General features: G+C 73.2%; 13 protein-coding genes. 5 read left to right on the top strand and 8 right to left on the bottom strand.

Going from position 1 to position 15,856, the window contains the following annotated elements; genetic code table 11:
* Positions 1-79: 79 nt before the first annotated feature.
* The 3 genes from AB0B97_RS26615 to AB0B97_RS26625 all read right to left on the bottom strand — a co-directional run bounded on the left by AB0B97_RS26615 (position 80) and on the right by AB0B97_RS26625 (position 4,566).
* The gene (locus AB0B97_RS26615) at positions 80-1,330 is read right to left on the bottom strand and encodes a DUF222 domain-containing protein (protein WP_357497425.1); all 1,251 of its coding nucleotides are present in this window, start codon (positions 1,328-1,330) and stop codon (positions 80-82) included.
* 286 nt (positions 1,331-1,616) lie between these two features.
* The gene (locus tag AB0B97_RS26620) at positions 1,617-1,880 is read right to left on the bottom strand and encodes a hypothetical protein (protein ID WP_357497427.1); all 264 of its coding nucleotides are present in this window, start codon (positions 1,878-1,880) and stop codon (positions 1,617-1,619) included.
* A gap of 76 nt (positions 1,881-1,956) precedes the next feature.
* Complete coding sequence (locus AB0B97_RS26625) at positions 1,957-4,566, bottom strand: glycoside hydrolase family 9 protein (protein ID WP_357497429.1); 2,610 nt, start codon at positions 4,564-4,566, stop codon at positions 1,957-1,959.
* Positions 4,567-4,839: 273 nt separating this feature from the next.
* On the opposite strand from AB0B97_RS26625, the gene AB0B97_RS26630 reads away from it, so the two are divergent.
* On the top strand, positions 4,840-5,565 hold the full coding sequence (locus AB0B97_RS26630) for a protein phosphatase 2C domain-containing protein (protein WP_234587811.1): 726 nt from the start codon (positions 4,840-4,842) through the stop codon (positions 5,563-5,565).
* Between the two features lie 6 nt (positions 5,566-5,571).
* On the opposite strand, the gene hrpB is transcribed toward AB0B97_RS26630, so the two are convergent.
* From hrpB to AB0B97_RS26645, 3 genes are read right to left on the bottom strand one after another with little or no spacing between them, the layout of a single operon-like run.
* A complete protein-coding gene (gene hrpB, locus AB0B97_RS26635) occupies positions 5,572-8,091 on the bottom strand; it encodes an ATP-dependent helicase HrpB (RefSeq protein ID WP_357497431.1) in 2,520 nt (839 codons plus the stop codon).
* 28 nt (positions 8,092-8,119) lie between these two features.
* Positions 8,120-8,320, bottom strand: coding sequence for a DUF397 domain-containing protein (locus AB0B97_RS26640; RefSeq protein ID WP_357497433.1), 201 nt, complete (start codon positions 8,318-8,320; stop codon positions 8,120-8,122).
* A gap of 41 nt (positions 8,321-8,361) precedes the next feature.
* A complete protein-coding gene (locus AB0B97_RS26645) occupies positions 8,362-9,186 on the bottom strand; it encodes a helix-turn-helix transcriptional regulator (RefSeq protein WP_357497799.1) in 825 nt (274 codons plus the stop codon).
* 184 nt (positions 9,187-9,370) lie between these two features.
* On the opposite strand from AB0B97_RS26645, the gene AB0B97_RS26650 reads away from it, so the two are divergent.
* The 3 genes from AB0B97_RS26650 to AB0B97_RS26660 are packed head-to-tail and all read left to right on the top strand — an operon-like array spanning position 9,371 to position 12,158.
* Entirely contained in the window at positions 9,371-9,997 is a 627-nt protein-coding gene (locus tag AB0B97_RS26650; RefSeq protein ID WP_234588405.1) for a GPP34 family phosphoprotein, read from the top strand.
* A 47-nt stretch (positions 9,998-10,044) separates the two neighbouring features.
* Positions 10,045-11,571: an APC family permease gene (locus AB0B97_RS26655; protein WP_357497435.1), complete on the top strand. Its 1,527-nt coding sequence runs from the start codon at positions 10,045-10,047 to the stop codon at positions 11,569-11,571.
* Positions 11,568-12,158 (top strand): GNAT family N-acetyltransferase, encoded by a 591-nt coding sequence (locus AB0B97_RS26660; protein WP_357497438.1) that lies wholly within the window; start codon positions 11,568-11,570, stop codon positions 12,156-12,158. Before AB0B97_RS26655 ends, AB0B97_RS26660 begins: the two co-directional genes overlap by 4 nt.
* Positions 12,159-12,270: 112 nt before the next feature.
* On the opposite strand, the gene AB0B97_RS26665 is transcribed toward AB0B97_RS26660, so the two are convergent.
* A complete protein-coding gene (locus AB0B97_RS26665) occupies positions 12,271-13,104 on the bottom strand; it encodes a SigB/SigF/SigG family RNA polymerase sigma factor (protein WP_007458025.1) in 834 nt (277 codons plus the stop codon).
* Between the two features lie 378 nt (positions 13,105-13,482).
* Here AB0B97_RS26665 and AB0B97_RS26670 point away from each other — a divergent pair, with 378 nt between their 5' ends.
* A complete protein-coding gene (locus tag AB0B97_RS26670; protein WP_234588390.1) occupies positions 13,483-14,238 on the top strand; it encodes a hypothetical protein in 756 nt (251 codons plus the stop codon).
* Here AB0B97_RS26670 and AB0B97_RS26675 read toward each other — a convergent pair.
* On the bottom strand, positions 14,187-15,776 hold the full coding sequence (locus tag AB0B97_RS26675) for a phospholipase D-like domain-containing protein (protein ID WP_357497440.1): 1,590 nt from the start codon (positions 15,774-15,776) through the stop codon (positions 14,187-14,189). The genes AB0B97_RS26670 and AB0B97_RS26675 overlap by 52 nt on opposite strands.
* Positions 15,777-15,856 lie beyond the last annotated feature (80 nt).

The following is a 15,856-nucleotide window of genomic DNA, read 5'->3' on the forward strand; positions in this document are numbered from 1 at the left end:
CGACGCCCGTTACACCGCACGCCGCGGTGGCAGGAGCTCCGGGGTCGGGCTCTTCGTGCCTGGTCGGGGTGGGCTCTGGTCACGTCCGCTGGTGGTAGACGTTGCGGCGGGGGATCTGTTCGGGGTCGAGCCAGGCGGGTGGGATGAAGTCGGGGTGGCCGTCGTTGCCGGGGCGGATGGTCCAGTCGCCGTGGTGGATGTGTCGGTGGTGGTGGCCGCAGAGGAGCACGGCGTTGGTCAGGCTGGTGTTGCCGCCGTCGGCCCAGTGGTGGATGTGGTGGGCGTCGCACCAGCGGGGTGGGCGGTCGCAGCCGGGGAAGGCGCAGCCGCGGTCGCGCAGGACGAGTGCTCGGCGGAGTGGGCCGGTGATGAGGCGGCGTTGCCGGCCGACGTCGAGGGTCTGGCTGGTGCTGCTGAGGACGGCGGGCAGGATGGCGGCGTCGCAGGCGAGGCGGCGGACCGTCTCCGGGGTGAGACGGGGGCAGGTGTCGAGGGTGCCGGCGTCGAGCTGCCGGGCCAGCGTGTCGAAGCTGGTGGTGACGACGATCTGTGCGGGCTCGCCGCCGTGTTCGGGTAGCTCGCCGGTGCGCAGGGTGAGGCGGCAGAGGTCGGCGAGCGCGTCGTGGCGGCGTTGCCCGGGAGTGCGCGCGTCGTCCGGGCCGGATGGCGCGGTCAGCGGGTCGATCGCGGCGCGGAGCAGGCCGCCGGCCTCGGCGTCCAGGGTGCCGCTGAGCCGCAGTCGGCCGTCCGACAACTCGGACAGTGTGACGTGCCGGTCCCGGTCGCAGCGGCGGGCCTCGGCCTCCAACGCGGCCCGGGCGGCGGCGTCGGCGACTTCCGGGGCGACGTGGTCGAGGATCCGGGTGCCCAGCTTGCGCAGGACGGTCGGCTCGAACTGCCCGGCCCACCCGACCAGCACGCCGACGGCCTTGTCGGCGGCCTCGGCGCCTGCGGCGTTGTGCACGGTGCGGACCGTGTCGCCGATGACGCGGGCCTGCTCCACGCTGATGTCGCCGCTGGCCAGAGCGGCGCGCACCCCCGGCGCTCCGGCGTCCAGCGCGCCGGCGAGGTCGACCAGCCGGCGGGCGGCGGAGACGGTGAGTCGTAGCCGGTCACGCAACCAGACGGCCGTCGAGGACGCGCCCTGGGCCTGGGCCGTGCCGCGACCGTCCAGCTCACGCACCAGGGCCAGCTGCACGGCCGCCAGGCGCTGCTCGAGCCGGTGGGCGGTGTCGAGTGCCGCGACGAGGTCGGGCTCGGTGAGTGCCCAGGCCGGGGCGTCGACGCACGCGGCGACCGCCGCCTCGGCCTGCGTCAACTCCTCCACCATGGATCGAGAATAGAACAGGTGTACGACAACCTTCGTGCCACGATCCGCAGCGCGTCCGGCAGCTCGACCTGCGCGATCCGCAGCGCCTGGCTGCAGCGCCCCGGTTGTGCCGTGGGTCAGCGCGCCCGTGCCGCGCAGTCGTCTGCGGCCGGGTGGCCGTGAGCACCGACCGCACCGGGCGCGAGACGCAGACCCTGAGGCACGCTGAAACGGCCCGCACCTGCCGGGTGCGGGCCGTTCTGCCGTCCGATGCCGCTGCCCGTCACATCGACTGTGGAAGCGGGTGTCAGGGGGTGCCGCCGGAGTCGCTGGCGACGCCGCTGTTGTAGGCCTGGTTGTCGTCGCCGCCGTACCCCTTGCCGCGCAGACTGCCACGGCGCTGGCGGCGCTGCTCGTACCCGCTGGCCCGGATCGCCTGGCGCGCTCGGCGCATCGTCTCCTCGGGTCCGTCGGTCCGGGCCCGGCGACTGCGCCGCAGTGCGAAGAGCGCCAGGACGGCCAGCACCACGGCTGCCGCCGCCCCGGTCAGGAGCCACGTTCGTCCATCCATGTTCGTGATGGTAGGTACGCGGGGCCAGCCGAGCTGGTGGCCGCCCGGGGGGAGGGCGGCCACCAGCCGTGCCTGCTCAGGACAGCGAGCAGGGGTTTCCGTTGACGGTGACCAGACCCGGCTTGGGGTTGGCGCCGCCGTTGGTCGTGGCGTTGAAGCCGAACGTCACAGTGCCGCCGGGCGCGATCTTGGCGTTGTACGACTCGTTGCGTGCCGTCACCGTCGCCCCGGCCTGGGTGACCTTCGCCAGCCATGCCTCCCGGACGCGCTGGTCACCGGTGAACGCGAACCGTACGGTCCAGCCGTTGACGGCGGTGGCGCCGGTGTTGCGCACGGTCAGCTGCCCCGTGAAGCCGGTGCCACCCTCCCAGGCGCCGTAGTTGGCGTAGCTCACCGAGCAGGTGGAGGCCGGCACCGCGCCGGCCTCGTCCTGGTCGGCCAGGAACGAGGAGATCCAGGCCAACGCCGAGTTCCAGTTGATCGCGACCTCGTTGGTCGAGTACGAGTTGATGTCGTCGACGTAGCAGAACATCGGCTTGCAGCCGGCGAGCAGCTGCGCCGCGAACGGATCCTGCAGGGCCGCGTTCGCGCCACCGGCGAGGGAGCCGTCGGGCGGGCGGGGCAGGTCGGGGTTGAGCTGGTGGCCGAAGATCCGGCTGTGCTGGTTCTGGGCGTTGTGCTCGCCCCAGCCGGTGACGTACGAGATGTTCAGGGCGTTGCGGCCGAGGATGTAGTCCATCGCCTGGACGGCGCCGTCGCGGTAGGTGGCGTTGCGGGTCAGGTCGAAGGCGGTGGCCAGCACGATGGCGTTGTTGATGATGCTGCTGTTGCCGCCCCAGAAGTAGCTGGCGGCGTCACCGGGCATCGGCAGTCCGTACGCCTGCCGGCGCAGCTCGGCCAGGTACGCGTCGGCGGCACCGGTGACCGAGGCGCGGACCCGGGTCAGTTCGGCGGCCGGCAGGCCGTTCGGCACGGTGGCCAGGTCGAGGCGGCCGAGCGCCGCGACGCTCTGCCAACCGAAGCCCCGAGGGTCGAACACGTCGCCGGTGTGGTGCGAGGAGGCGCTCAGGTCGGTCAGGTAGGACTGCTCCCCGGTGCTCAGGTACAGCTCGACGGCTGCCCAGTAGAACTCGTCGGTGACGTTGCCGTCGTCGTACGCGCCGCCGCCGGTGCCGTCGTTGGGGCTGGCGTACACCGCGGGATGGGCCTTGGCAGCGGCGTAGGCCGTCTTCGCGGCAGTGGCGCACCGGCCGGCGAACGCCGCGTCGTAGCTGGCGAACAGCCGCGCGCACTGGGCGGCGGTGGCGGCCAGGTTGAGGGTGGCCGCGGTCGACGGCGGGTGCAGCTCACGTGGCTGCGGGTCGTCCTGCGGGGCGAGCGGCAGGCCGGTCCAGTTCTGGTCGTGGATCTTGTGATGGACCATGCCGGCGAGGGGCTTGCCGGCCGGCACCTGCATGCGCAGCAGGAACTCCAGCTCCCAGCGGGCCTCGTCGAGGATGTCCGGCACGCCGTTGCCGCGCTCGGGCACCCGCAGCGAGCCGTCGGCCAGCCCCGCGCCGCCGTCGGCGGTGGCCGCCGTCTTGGTCCGCTCGAACGTGTTGAGCAGCTGGTAGGTGGCGATGCCGCCGTTGACCACGTACTTGCCGTGGTCGCCGGCGTCGTACCAGCCGCCGCGCACGTCGAGCGAGTAGTCGCAGACGCCGGGCTGGCAGGGCACGTTGGTGTCGCCCTTGTTGGGGGCCACGCCGAGGTGACCGGCGGGGCGGGCGTACTCGTCGCCGATCAGGTCACCGTCGATGGCGATGCCGCTGCGCTGGGCGTAGAAGAACTGCAGCGAGTCGGCGCGCAGCCGGTCGTAGAGGGTGCCGGAGATGTCGAACGGGTGGCTGGTCTCGCCGTCGACGGTCAGGGTCAGCCCGCTGCCGGGCGTGCGGTAGCTGGAGAAGTCGACGGTCTGCACGTTCTGCCCGGAGGCGGCGTCGACGCCGCGCGTGGTGGTCGTGCCGCTGGCCAGGACAGCGCCGGCGGCCGAGCGCAGCTGCCAGGGCAGCGCCGCGGTGGACTCGGTGACCACTGTGGCGTTCTTCGGGCCGCCGGGCAGGTAGCCGACCTGGTTGACCCGCACCCGCGGCCCGGTGTCCGGCTCGTACGGCGCGGGCGGCTCGCCGCCGCGCAGCGAGACGTCGTCCAGGCAGATGGTCTGCGCCTGCGCGCTGCCGCCGACCTGGAAGATCAGCTGGGCGTTCGGGTTGTCGTCCGGGACGGTGAAGGTCTGCTCGACCCGCTGGGCAGTGCCGGTCGCGGTGGCGTCCACGGCGGCGTACGTCGTGTACGGGGCGCTGCCGAGCTGCAGCACGGCCTTGACCGCCGCGCCGGGGGTGGCGGAGACGGCGAAGCCGAGGGTGTATTCGGCGCCCGCGATCAGCGGCACCCCGTCCTGGCCGATGCCGGCGTCCCAGGGGTTGGCCAGCCCGCCGGGGACTGTGGTGCAGAGCCGGCCGTCGGTGACCGCGAGGGCGCCGGTGCCGAAGGAGAACCAGGGGCTCACACCGGCGCTGAAGTCGCCGTTGTCGATCTGCTCGGGGGCGTCCGGTGGAGGGTCGGCGTGGGCCGCGCCGGCGCCCGCGCCGGTGAGGGCCAGGGTGGTCGCCGCGGCCAGGAGGAGGCGGCGTCGGGATGGCGTCACGGGGAGTCCTTCCGGGACGGGAAGAGGAACGGTGATGGTGTGCGGTGGTGCGGCAAAACCTGGGAGCGCTCCCAAGTATCGGCTCGATGTTTCCAGTGGCGGATCGCCGTGTCAATTGATCTGACTGGATGGGTTCTGGCGCGCGACGAGGGCGGCCGGTCCGGTCGCGCACCGTCGTCGCGTCGGCCGGGCAACGTGAGATTGACCGCGCCACGCCCCGTCGTCCTGATCTCCTAGAGACAACTGCGCCCTTCGCCTGGCAGGCTGCCTCCCATGACCCTGAAGCTGCGTTCCGTGGGAACGAGCGACCGTGGGCTGATCCGCAGCGGAAACCAGGACGCCCTGCACGCCGGCACCTGGCTCGTCGCCGTCGCCGACGGCATGGGCGGAATGGCCGCCGGTGACCTGGCCAGCTCGCTCACCATCGACGCGGTCGCTCCGCTGGACGTGGAGACACCCGAGGACGCTCTGGTGGCGGCCCTGCAGGACGGCATCGCGCTGGCCACCGCCCGCATCCGGCAGGCGGTCGCCGACGACCCCGAGCGCCAGGGCATGGGCACCACGCTGACCGCCCTGCTCTTCGCGCGTACCGGCAGCTGCCTGGCCCTCGCCCACGTCGGTGACTCGCGGGCCTACCTGTTCCGCGAGGGTGTGCTCAAGCAGGTCACCCGCGACGACACCTTCGTCCAGATGCTCGTCGACCAGGGCGTCATCACCGCGGACCAGGCGAGCAGCCACCCGCGCCGGGCTGTCGTCACCCAGGCGTTGCAGGGCGAGGACGTCTCACCGTCGTACGCGACGATGGTGCCCCGGGCCGGCGACCGCTGGCTGCTGTGCAGCGACGGCCTCTCCAACGTCGTCCGCCCGGACACCCTGGCGGAGGTGCTCACCGGCTACCCGGACCGGTCCGCCTGCGCCGGCAAGCTGATCGACCTGGCGCTGCACGCCGGCGGGCCGGACAACGTCACAGTGGTGGTGGCCGACGTCGTCGAGGAGTAGCCCTCCTCAGCGCCGACGCGGCGCGGCACGCCGGGTGGGCGTCGCCGTGCCCGGGTCCTCCGGCCACGGATGGCGGGGATAGCGACCGCGCAGCTCCGAGCGGACCTGCGCATAGCCGGTACGCCAGAACGAGGCGAGATCCGCGGTGACCGCCACCGGTCGGCCGGCGGGGGAGAGCAGGTGCAGCAGCACCGGCACCCGGCCGCCTCCGATGCGCGGGGCGGCCGGCCAGCCGAACGTCTCCTGGAGCTTGACCGCCAGCACCGGTGCCGCCGGGTCGGCGTAGTCCACCCGGATCCGCGAGCCGCTGGGCACCTCGATGCGTTCCGGCGCGAGCTCGTCGAGGCGCGCGGCCTGCGCCCATGGCAGCAGCCGGCGTAGCGCCGACGTCACGTCCACCCGGCTCAGGTCGGCGCGTCGGCGGGCGGCGGCCAGTTCCGGCCCCAGCCACGTCGGCGCGGCCGCGAGCAGCGCCTCGTCGCCGACGTCGGGCCACTCGTCGCCGAGGTGGTGCCGGCAGAACGCCATCCGCTCGCGCAGCCCCCGTGCCGCAGGCGTCCACGGCAGCAGCCCCAGCCCCTCCTGGCGCAGGCCGGTCAGCAGCGCCGCCGCCACCTCCGCCCGGTCCGGGCGGTCCAGCCGCCGCGCCACCAGCTCGATCGCGCCCAGCCGGGTCACCTCACGGGCGACCACGTCCCCGTCGGACCAGCCCACCTCGCGGCGCGTGGACAGCAGCGGGCCGGCGGCCTCCCGGGCGGTCGCCTCGTCCAGGGGGGTGGCCCGGCGGATCCGCGCCGACGGCGTGCCGGGGCGGCGGTCCGCGACGGCCACCGCGAGCCAGTCGGACCCGGCCAGCCCCGACCCGACCGCCAGCTCCGCGGCGGTCCCGCCCGTCATGAGGTACGCGGACCCGCCCGCGCTGCGCACCCGGGCCAGCCGCTCCGGGTACGCGAGGCCGACCAGCAGCCCCGCGGCGAGATCGTCGGTGAGTCCGCCCGAGGCGGCCCGCCCACCGGCGGGCAGCGCGGCGCGTAACCGGCGTACCTCGGTGCGCCAGCGGGCTGTGGCGCCCGCGTCGGTCCCGGCGCGTAGCCGACGCCAGCCGGCCACCAGGTCGTCGCCCGGGCCGGCCGCGCTCTCCTCGGCGAGCAGGGCCACCACCTCGGCGGCGCGGTCCGCGCCGACCCGACCGGCGCCGTCGAGCAGCGCACGGGCCAGTCGCGGGTGCGCCCCGGCCGAGGCGATCACCCGGCCCCGCCCGGTGATCCGGCCCGTCGGATCGACCGCGCCCAGCGTCTCGAGGGTGTCCCGGGCCACCGCCATCGCCGCGGCCGGCGGCGGATCGGGCAGCGCCAGCCCGACGCCGTCCGGGCGTCCCCAGGCGGCCAGCTCCAACGCGAACCCGGTCAGGTCCGCCGTCGCGATCTCCGGCTCCGGCCGGGCGGGCAGCCGCTCGTGGGTCGCCTCGGACCAGCAGCGGTAGACGTACCCCGGGGCCTCCCGGCCGGCCCGGCCGGCCCGCTGGGTGGCGGCGGCCCGCGAGACCGGCACGGTGATCAGCGCGCCCAGCCCACGGGCCAGATCGATGCGGGGCACCCGGGAGAGTCCGGCGTCCACCACCACCCGTACGCCCGGCATGGTGAGGCTCGTCTCGGCCAGCGCGGTGGACAGCACCACGCGCCGCCGGCCGTCCGGGCCGCGGGGTCGCAGGGCCGCGTCCTGCTCGGCGGCGCGCTGGCGACCGTGCAACGGCAGGAGGTCGACGGTGTCCCGCAGGTCGCCGAGCCGGCCGGCGACCGCGGCGATCTCACCGGCCCCGGGGAGGAACACCAGCACGTCGCCGTCGTGCTCGCGCAGCGCCCGCCGGACCGTGGCGGCCACGTGGTCGAGCAGGGCACGGTCCACCGGCCCGGCCCCCGACGGCGCGACCGGCCGCGCCGGCGGCGCCCAGATCCGCCGTACCGGGTGCAGCGCCGACTCGGCCCGGACCACCGGTGCGGCGGTGGTCCCGCCCAGCAGCGCGGCGAACCGGTCGGTGTCCGGCGTGGCGGACATCGCGAGCAGCCACAGGTCCGGCCGGAGGGTGGCTCGGGCCTCCACCGTGAACGCCAGTGCGAGATCGGCGTCGAGCTGCCGCTCGTGACACTCGTCGAGCAGCACCGCACCCGTGCCGGGCAGCTCCGGGTCGTGGTGCAGCCGGCGGACCAGCAGGCCGGTGGTGACCACCTCGATCCGGGTGGCCGGACCGACCCGACGCTCGCCGCGTACCGCGTAGCCGACCCGGTCGCCGACGCGCTCGCCGAGCAGTTCGGCCATCCGCCGGGCCGCGGCACGCGCCGCCACCCGTCGGGGTTGGGCGATCACCACCCGGCCGTCGACCCGGTCGGCCACCGCCAACGGCGCGAGAGTGGTCTTGCCGGTGCCCGGCGGGGCCACCAGGACCGCGGCGCCGGCCGCGTCGAGCGCGGTCAGCAGCGCCGGCAACGCCGGACGGACCGGCAGGTCCACTGTTACGTCGGAGAGCACGGCCCAGTCTCGCACCGGTGCCGGAGACTCAGCCCCGGCGGACCTCGCCGAGACCGTGCAGGAACGACCGCCAGGCGGCCGAGCCGAACGCGAGCACCGGGCCGGAGCGGTCCTTGCTGTCCCGGACGGCGATCCGACCGTCGACTGTCGCGACCTCCACGCAGTTGCCGTTGCCACTGCTGCGCGTGCTGGTGCGCCAGTCCGCCCGGGTCAGGTCGAGCGCCGTCATCCGTGGTACCTCTCGTCTGCGTCGGCGTGCCGCAGACGCGGTCACGCAAAGTTACGAGAAGCCTCCTTGAGGTGGGTCAGCGACGCCCCCGGATCGAGTGCCATCCGGCACAGCTCCTCGTGCAGAAGGCTATACCCGAGCACATGATCGGCATCCTCCAGAGCCAGGCCCATCGTCAGGTTATCCAGGTAAACCACTGACGCGTCGGCGGCGTCGGCGAAGTTGAGGATCACGTACGGGGTGGTCATCGCCGGATGCTCGCCGGCCGCGAACGGCAGTACCTGAATTGTCACATTGGGTAACTGTGCGATGTGGCTCATGTGGGCCAGTTGCTCGGCCATCACGGCGGGGCCACCGACCGGGCGCAACAGCACGGCCTCGTTGAGGACCACCGACAATTCGACCGGGTCGTCGCAGTGCAGCACCTCCTGGCGGCGCAGCCGGGCCGCGACCTTGCGCTCCAGGCCGTCCTCGCCGGCGGTGCGGCGAAAGATCGCCCGGGCATACGCCTCGGTCTGCAGCAGCCCGGGCACCGACTCGGCCTCGTACGTGCGCAGCGTCGCCGCCTCGGCCTCCAGTCCGACGTAGAACTCGAACCACTCCGGCAGCACGTCGCTGTAGTTCTGCCACCAGCCGCGTTGCTGCGCGCCCCGGGCGATCTCGATCAGTGCCTCGGCGTCCGCGCCGGTGACCTGGTACAGGGCGAGCGCCGCCCGCACGTCGCGGGGCTTGATGCCGATCTGCGCGTTCTCGATCCGGGACAGGTTGCTCTTGGACATGTCGAGTTGACGGGCCGCCACGTCGAGGGTCATGCCCGCCCGTTCCCGGAGCTGGCGGAGCTCGCGAGCGATGCGCCGACGGCGCACGGTGGGGCTGGCGGTGGGCCGGATGGTGGAAGCGGCGGTCACCGTCCGAGTCTGTCACGACAAGATCCGCAGGTCGCGCCAGCACGGAGTGCAACTTTCAAATCTGGGAGTTGCGTTGCAGTAGCTGTCGGTGCATCCTTTTCCGGGCGCAGACACTGTGGACACAGCTGAGCGGGAGGACCGTTTGCTCATCGCCGACGAGTTCTTCCTCATCGCCCACAACGACACCCGCGGCAAGGCCAAGCTCCACCCCGCGGCGACCGGCCTCGGCCTCGCCGCCGGCCTCCTCGGTGAGCTGACCCTCTACGGGCACATCACCGTCTCCGGTGGACAGGTCACCGTCATCGACCGGCGCCCACCCGCCGACGCGCTGGCGCACACCGTGCTCGACCAGTTGATCGGTGAGTCGCAGCACCGGGAGGTCAACGTCTGGCTCAGCTTTCTGGCGCAGAGCGCGACGACCTCGGTGGGCGAGCGACTCGCCCGCGCCGGGGTGCTGCGCCGCCAGGAGAGCCGGCGGCTGCTGCGCACCTCGGTCAGCTACCTGCCGATCGACCTCAACGCCGTGGCCTGGCCGGCCACCCGGCTGCGGGCCCTGCTGGAACGCCCCGACCCGCCGAGCGTGCCGGACGCGCTGCTGCTCGGCCTGGTCGTGGCCGCCGGACTGACCCGCGAGGTGCTGTGGAGCGCCGGCCCCCGCGCCCACCACCGGCTCAGCGTTCTCATCCCCGCGCTGCCGGCGCCCCTGAAGGAGCTTGTCGGGCACACCGAGGCCGCCGTCGGCGCAGCCGTGCTGCGCGGCATCCCCTGATCCCCCCGGTAACCCCAACCCCTCCCCTCGACAACCGGAGTAGTCGTATGCCATCGACATCGACAGTCGACCGACCCAGCAACGTCTCCGAAGCCCTCGCGAGGGGACGCCTCGGCGTCCCCTCGGTCATCTTCTTCGTCCTGTCCGCAGCCGCGCCGCTGACCGTGGTGGCCGGCGTCGTCACCACCGGCTACGGCGTCATCGGCGTGACCGGCATCCCGCTGGCCTTCCTCGTGGTCGCCGCGGTGCTCGCCCTGTTCTCGGTCGGCTACGTGGCGATGTCCCGCCGGGTCGAGAACGCCGGCGCCTTCTACGCCTACATCTCCCGGGGCCTCGGCCGACCGGCAGGTGTCGGCGCCGCCTGGGTGGCGCTGATCGCGTACAACGCGCTCCAGGTCGGGCTCTACGGCACCATCGGCGTCGCGGCCGAGCCGGTGCTCGACCGGATCTTCGGCGGGCACCCGCACTGGTCGATCGTCGCCCTGGTGGCTTGGGCGCTGGTCGGCCTGCTCGGCCTGCTCCGCGTGGACATCAACGGCCTGGTGCTGGCGGCGCTGCTGGTCGCCGAGATCGTCGTGGTCCTGATCTTCGACCTGGGCCAGCTCGGCAACCCGGCCGGCGGCGAGGTCAGCTTCGCCGGGTTCTCGCCGGACAACCTCTTCGTGCCCGGGGTGGGCGCGGTGCTGGTGCTGGCCATCCTCGGCTTCGTCGGCTTCGAGTCCGCCGTCGTGTTCAGCGAGGAGAGCAAGGACCCGAAGCGGACGGTGCCACTCGCCACCTACCTCTCGGTGGCGATCGTCGCCGCGCTGTACGCGCTCTCCTCCTGGACCATGACCGTCGCGGTCGGCCCGGACAAGATCGTCGCCGAGGCCGGTGAGCAGAGCGTCGGGCTGATCTTCAACCTGGCCGGCGCCCAGCTCGGGGACACCGCCGTCACCATCGGCCAGGTGCTCTTCCTGACCTCGCTGCTGGCCGCGATGATCTCCTTCCACAACACCACGGCCCGCTACACGTTCGCGTTGGGCCGGGAGCGGGTGCTGCCGGCGGTGTTCGGGCAGACCTCGCCGCGGACCGGCTCGCCGCGGGCCGCGTCGCTGGCACAGAGCGCCCTCGGCCTGCTGGTCATCCTGCTCTACACCGTCAACGGCTGGGACCCGGTGGTCAAGCTGTTCTTCTGGGTCGGCACCAGCGGCGGCTTCGGCGTGTTGCTGTTGATCGCCACCACCTCGGTGGCGGTGATCGCCTACTTCGCCCGCTTCGGCGGTGACGAGACGCTCTGGCGGCGGGCCATCGCGCCCGGCCTGGCCACCATCGCGCTCGTCGTGATCATCTGGTTGGCCGTGTCGAACTTCGCCAACCTGCTCGGCGTCGCACCCGACTCCAACCTGCGCTGGGCACTGCCCGCCGTCTACCCGGTGGCGGCCGCGCTGGGCGTCGCCTGGGCGTTGCTGCTGCGTAACAACCGCCCGGACACGTACGCCCGGATCGGTCTCGGCGCGGCGAGCGCCGCGGCGGCCGTGCGGTCGGGGGAGCAGCAGGCGACGACGCCGACCGCCGCGGAGGTGTCCCGATGAGCCTGCCCATCGAACGGCTCGGGCCGCAGGACACGGAGCTGGTCGCCAACCGGATCGCCGAGGCGTTCATCGCCCTGGAGGTGACCTCCTGGCTGGTCCCCGACGCGAGCAAGCGCGAGGCCGTGCTGGCCGGGGACTTCGAGATCCTGGTCGACCACGCGATGCGGCACGGGTTCGTGCACGCCACCGCGGACCGGGCCGGTGTCGCGGTCTGGTTGCCGTCGGTCGGTGAGCCGGCCCCGCCGCCGCCGGACTACGACGCCCGGCTCGCCGCGGCCTGCGGCGAGTGGACCGACCGGTTCCAGCATCTCGACGAGTTGTTCGCGGCGAACCACCCGCACCCGGACCATCACCACATGGCCTTCCTGGCCGTGCAGTTGGGACGGCAGGGACAGGGGTTGGGCACCGCGCTGATGAGGCACCACCACGCCTGGCTGGACGCCAACGCCATGCCGGCCTACCTGGAGGCGAGCAGCCCGCGCAGCCGGGACCTGTACGCGCGGCACGGTTACCGGGCCGGCGAGCCCTTCCGGGTGCCCGACGGCACGCCGTTCTGGCCGATGTGGCGGGAGCCCGCAGGCCGCTGACGGGGCCGGCCGGGCCGCTGCCCCTCGGGGGGAGCGGCCCGGCCGGTGCGCCGGTCCCGACGCACGACGAAGGGCCGGGTCCACGCTGACCCGGCCCTTCGTCGTGTGGTGCCTAGTACGTGCCGTCGAGCTGGCCGCGCAGCTTGGTCAGCGCCCGGGCCAGCAGCCGGGAGACGTGCATCTGCGAAACGCCGATCTGGTCGGCGATCTGCGACTGGGTCAGGTTGCCGTAGAACCGCAGGGTGAGGATCTTCTGCTCACGCTCGTCGAGCGTGGCCAGCGCGGGGCCGAGGGCGACCCGCAGCTCGGCCAGCTCGAACTCGTTGTCCTCGCCGCCGAGCATGTCACCCAGCTCGGTGGCCCGGTCGCCGTCGCCGGTCGGGGTGGACAGCGACACCGCGTTGTACGCGCGGGCGCCCTCCAGGCCTTCCAGGACCTCTTCCTCGGTGAGCTTGAGGTGGGCGGCGATGTCGGCGACCGTCGGCGAGCGGCCGAGGGTCTGCAGCAGCGAGCTGTTGGCGTCGGAGATGGCCAGTCGCAGCTCCTGGAGGCGACGCGGCACCCGGATGTCCCAGGTGCGGTCGCGGAAGTGCCGCTTGAGCTCGCCGATGATGGTGGGGATCGCGTAGCCGGCGAAGTCGACACCGCGGGACGGGTCGAACTTGTCGATGGCCTTGATGAGGCCGACGGCGGCGGTCTGCGCCAGGTCGTCGGTCGGCTCGCCCCGCCCGCTGTAGCGGTGGGCGAGGTGGTTGGCCAGCGGCAGCCAGGCCTCGATCGCGCGGTCCCGCAGAGCGGCGCGCGACGGGTGGTTGGCGGGCAGTGCGGCCATGGCGTTGAGCAGGTCGGCGGCGCTGTCGGTGAGCGCCCGCGGGTCCAGCTTGGTGGTGCTCGTCTGCTCGGCAGCGGTGGTGCTCGCCTGCTCGGTGATCGTTGGCGCGGTCATGGGTGGTCCTCCCTGCACCTCGTCCGCGGACAAAAAGACGTGACGCTTTGGTTTAGCTTCGAATGGGCCGTTCGGGACTCACCTTAGCCTGATCGGCTCCCGGAAATCTAGCCGAAAGGTTGATGTACTTAAGGCGCGTCGGACCACAAAACGCCCAAAAGTGGCGGCTGGCGAAGAGTTTGTGAGGTCTCTTACCCGTTTAACGGGCGATCCTGCGGCACCCGGTCATCCCATCCGGCCCGACCGGTCGGTGTCGCATCCCCCGCCGACCGGTCAACATGAAATCCGACAACTGGGCAGCACTGTCGACTATCCGTCGTTGTCCCGTCGGCGGGACCGGCCGTAGCGTCGCTGGTAGACACCCGGTTCGGAGGCACCATGCTCGATCCAGCCGCTCCCCAGCTCGTCGTGAACAGTCGCACCCTGTACTTCAGCTGGTTGCCGGCGGATCCCGACGCGGTCGCCGCCCTCGTCCCCGCCGGGCTGCGCCCCCGCGCGGATCGGCAGGTGTTCCTCAACCAGTACGTCGTCGAGGACGAGACGCAGACCTCCGGCTTCGGCGCCTACTCGTTGACGTACCTCGGCGTCTCACTCGCGGGCGTGGACGCGCCCGGCGGGCTCAACCCGGGCGGCTGGTGGACCCACTACGTGGCCTCCAGCCGACTGGTCCGCGAGTACGCCGCGGCGCGGGGCGCCCCGGTGCTCGCCGGCCGGACCAGGATCGAGGTGAGCGGCGAGGCGCTGCTCTCCGAGACCGAGGCGGAGGGTGCGCCGCTGATCCGCGCCCGGTGTCGGGTGGGGGAGACCGGCCACGTGATCAGCAGCGGCCACCACCGCTACTTCACGTGCCGCGACGGCCAACTGCTCAGCTCGGTCTACCCGTTCGTGGCCGAGCCGGTCGCGCCGTTCGAGATCGAGTCGGTGGAGTTCCTGCAACCCCGACACCCGATGTACGCGCTGCGCCCCGCCAACCCGCTGACCATCGGCTTCGGCTACTTCTCGCCGCGCTCCTCGTTCGCCTACCCCGGCGGACTGACCGTGCACCCCGGCGCGGCCGGCCCTCCCGAGCCGGCCCGGCAGACTCACCAGGTGCCGGCCAGCCTGGCTCGCAGCGGCCTGCCGTCGGGGTCGTAGACCAGCCGGTACACCGGCAGCGCCCACGTGCGGGTGTACCAGGGCAGCCGCTCGGGGCGGTGCGGGCGCAGCCGGCCGGGTGGACGATCGCCGACCTGGCCGCCGTCGTACCACAGTTGCAGTTCGTCGGCCGCGGCCGTGATGGCCGCCACGGCGTCGGCCGGGTCGAGCAGGTCGGCGTCGTCCGCGCCGTCCGGGTCCCGGTCCAGGTGCTCGCGCCAGAGCCGCAGCCGCAGGTCCCGGGCGTAGACGCGGGCTCCGTCGCCGAGACCCGCCGGGTCGGTGGGGGTCCGCTCGTCGCGCGTGTCGTCGAGCACCGCGCAGGACAACTCGCTGTCGTGCGTCCAGGAACGGCGGTTGAAGTTGTCGCTGCCGACGCTGGCCCAGACGTCGTCGACCACGCAGACCTTCGCGTGCACGTACACCGGGGTGCCGGCGTGGTTCTCCACGTCGAACACGTGCACCCGGTCCGGCGCGGCGCGCTCGCACAGCGACAGCGCCTGCTCCCGGCCGACCATGTTGGGTGGCAGGGCCAGCCGGCCGTCCACGTCCGGGTGCCGGGGCACCACGGCGACCAGGTGCAGCTCGGGATTCTCCCGCAGCGCCTGGGCGAACAGGTTGGCCACCTCGGTCGACCAGAGGTACTGGTCCTCCAGGTAGATGAGCCGTCGCGCGCGGTGGACCGCCTTGGTGTAGCCCCGGGCCACAGTCCGCTCGCCGTCGGGCGCGAAGGAGTAGCGCGGCCGGACGGCGGGGTAGGTGCGCAGCACCTGGATCTGGTGCGGCCCGCACTCGGGCGGGTCGGCGGGCTGCTCCGGCAGCGGGTCCGGTCGCAGGTCCGCGCCGCGCAGCCGGTCCCGCGCGTACGCCATCGGATTCTCCGAGTCCAGCGGCATCGGGTCGGTCCAGCGCTCCCGGAACAGGGTGTCCAGCGCGCCGACCACCGGGCCGCGCACCGCGAGCTGCACGTCGTGCCAGGGCGGGTTCGACCCGTACCGGGAGGACATCTGCACCGCCTGCGGGTCGCCGCCGTGCGCGGCGTCGTCGCGCCGGCTGTGGCACAGGTCGATCCCGCCGGCGAACGCGATGTCCCGCTCCGGGGCGTTCGGGTGCCGCAACACCACCAGCTTCTGGTGGTGCGAGCCGCCGCGGCGGACCCGCTGGTCGAGCAGCACCTCGCCGCCGGCCGCGGAGACCGTCTCACTGAGGTTGCGGTTCTCCGCCTCGCTGTAGGCCATCGCGTCGAGGTGTGAGCGCCAGATCAGCCCCTTGACCACCACGCCGCGCTGCGCGGCCTGGGCGAAGAGCTGGGCCACGGTGGGGCCGTCGGGGCGCAACCGCTGGTCCGGGTCGCCCCGCCAGTCGGTGAAGAAGAGGTGGTCACCGGCGGTCAGCGCCTCCACCTCCTCGACCAGCCGGTCGAAGTACGCCGCGCCGTGAATCAACGGCTCGGCGAGGTTTCCCCTGGTCCAGACGGGTAACCCAGAGACCGGGTTGGCGCGTTCCTGTGCGGTGAGGAACCAGTCCTGTAACGGCAACGTCCAGCCCCCCGGAGGTCGACAACGTCCTCACGGTAGGACCCCCGACGCGGGTCCGCATGCCAGGCCGACCGACCGGT

It is taken from the genome of Micromonospora sp. NPDC049004, from assembly GCF_040649315.1.
GTDB lineage: Bacteria > Actinomycetota > Actinomycetes > Mycobacteriales > Micromonosporaceae > Micromonospora.

Bases quoted from the DNA above. Each gene is read 5' to 3' on its own strand.
- AB0B97_RS26615 (WP_357497425.1), bottom strand. From the start codon at position 1,330: ATGGTGGAGGAGTTGACGCAGGCCGAGGCGGCGGTCGCCGCGTGCGTC.
- AB0B97_RS26620 (WP_357497427.1), bottom strand. From the start codon at position 1,880: ATGGATGGACGAACGTGGCTCCTGACCGGGGCGGCGGCAGCCGTGGTG.
- AB0B97_RS26630 (WP_234587811.1), top strand. From the start codon at position 4,840: ATGACCCTGAAGCTGCGTTCCGTGGGAACGAGCGACCGTGGGCTGATC.
- AB0B97_RS26640 (WP_357497433.1), bottom strand. From the start codon at position 8,320: ATGACGGCGCTCGACCTGACCCGGGCGGACTGGCGCACCAGCACGCGC.
- AB0B97_RS26655 (WP_357497435.1), top strand. From the start codon at position 10,045: ATGCCATCGACATCGACAGTCGACCGACCCAGCAACGTCTCCGAAGCC.
- AB0B97_RS26660 (WP_357497438.1), top strand. From the start codon at position 11,568: ATGAGCCTGCCCATCGAACGGCTCGGGCCGCAGGACACGGAGCTGGTC.
- AB0B97_RS26665 (WP_007458025.1), bottom strand. From the start codon at position 13,104: ATGACCGCGCCAACGATCACCGAGCAGGCGAGCACCACCGCTGCCGAG.
- AB0B97_RS26670 (WP_234588390.1), top strand. From the start codon at position 13,483: ATGCTCGATCCAGCCGCTCCCCAGCTCGTCGTGAACAGTCGCACCCTG.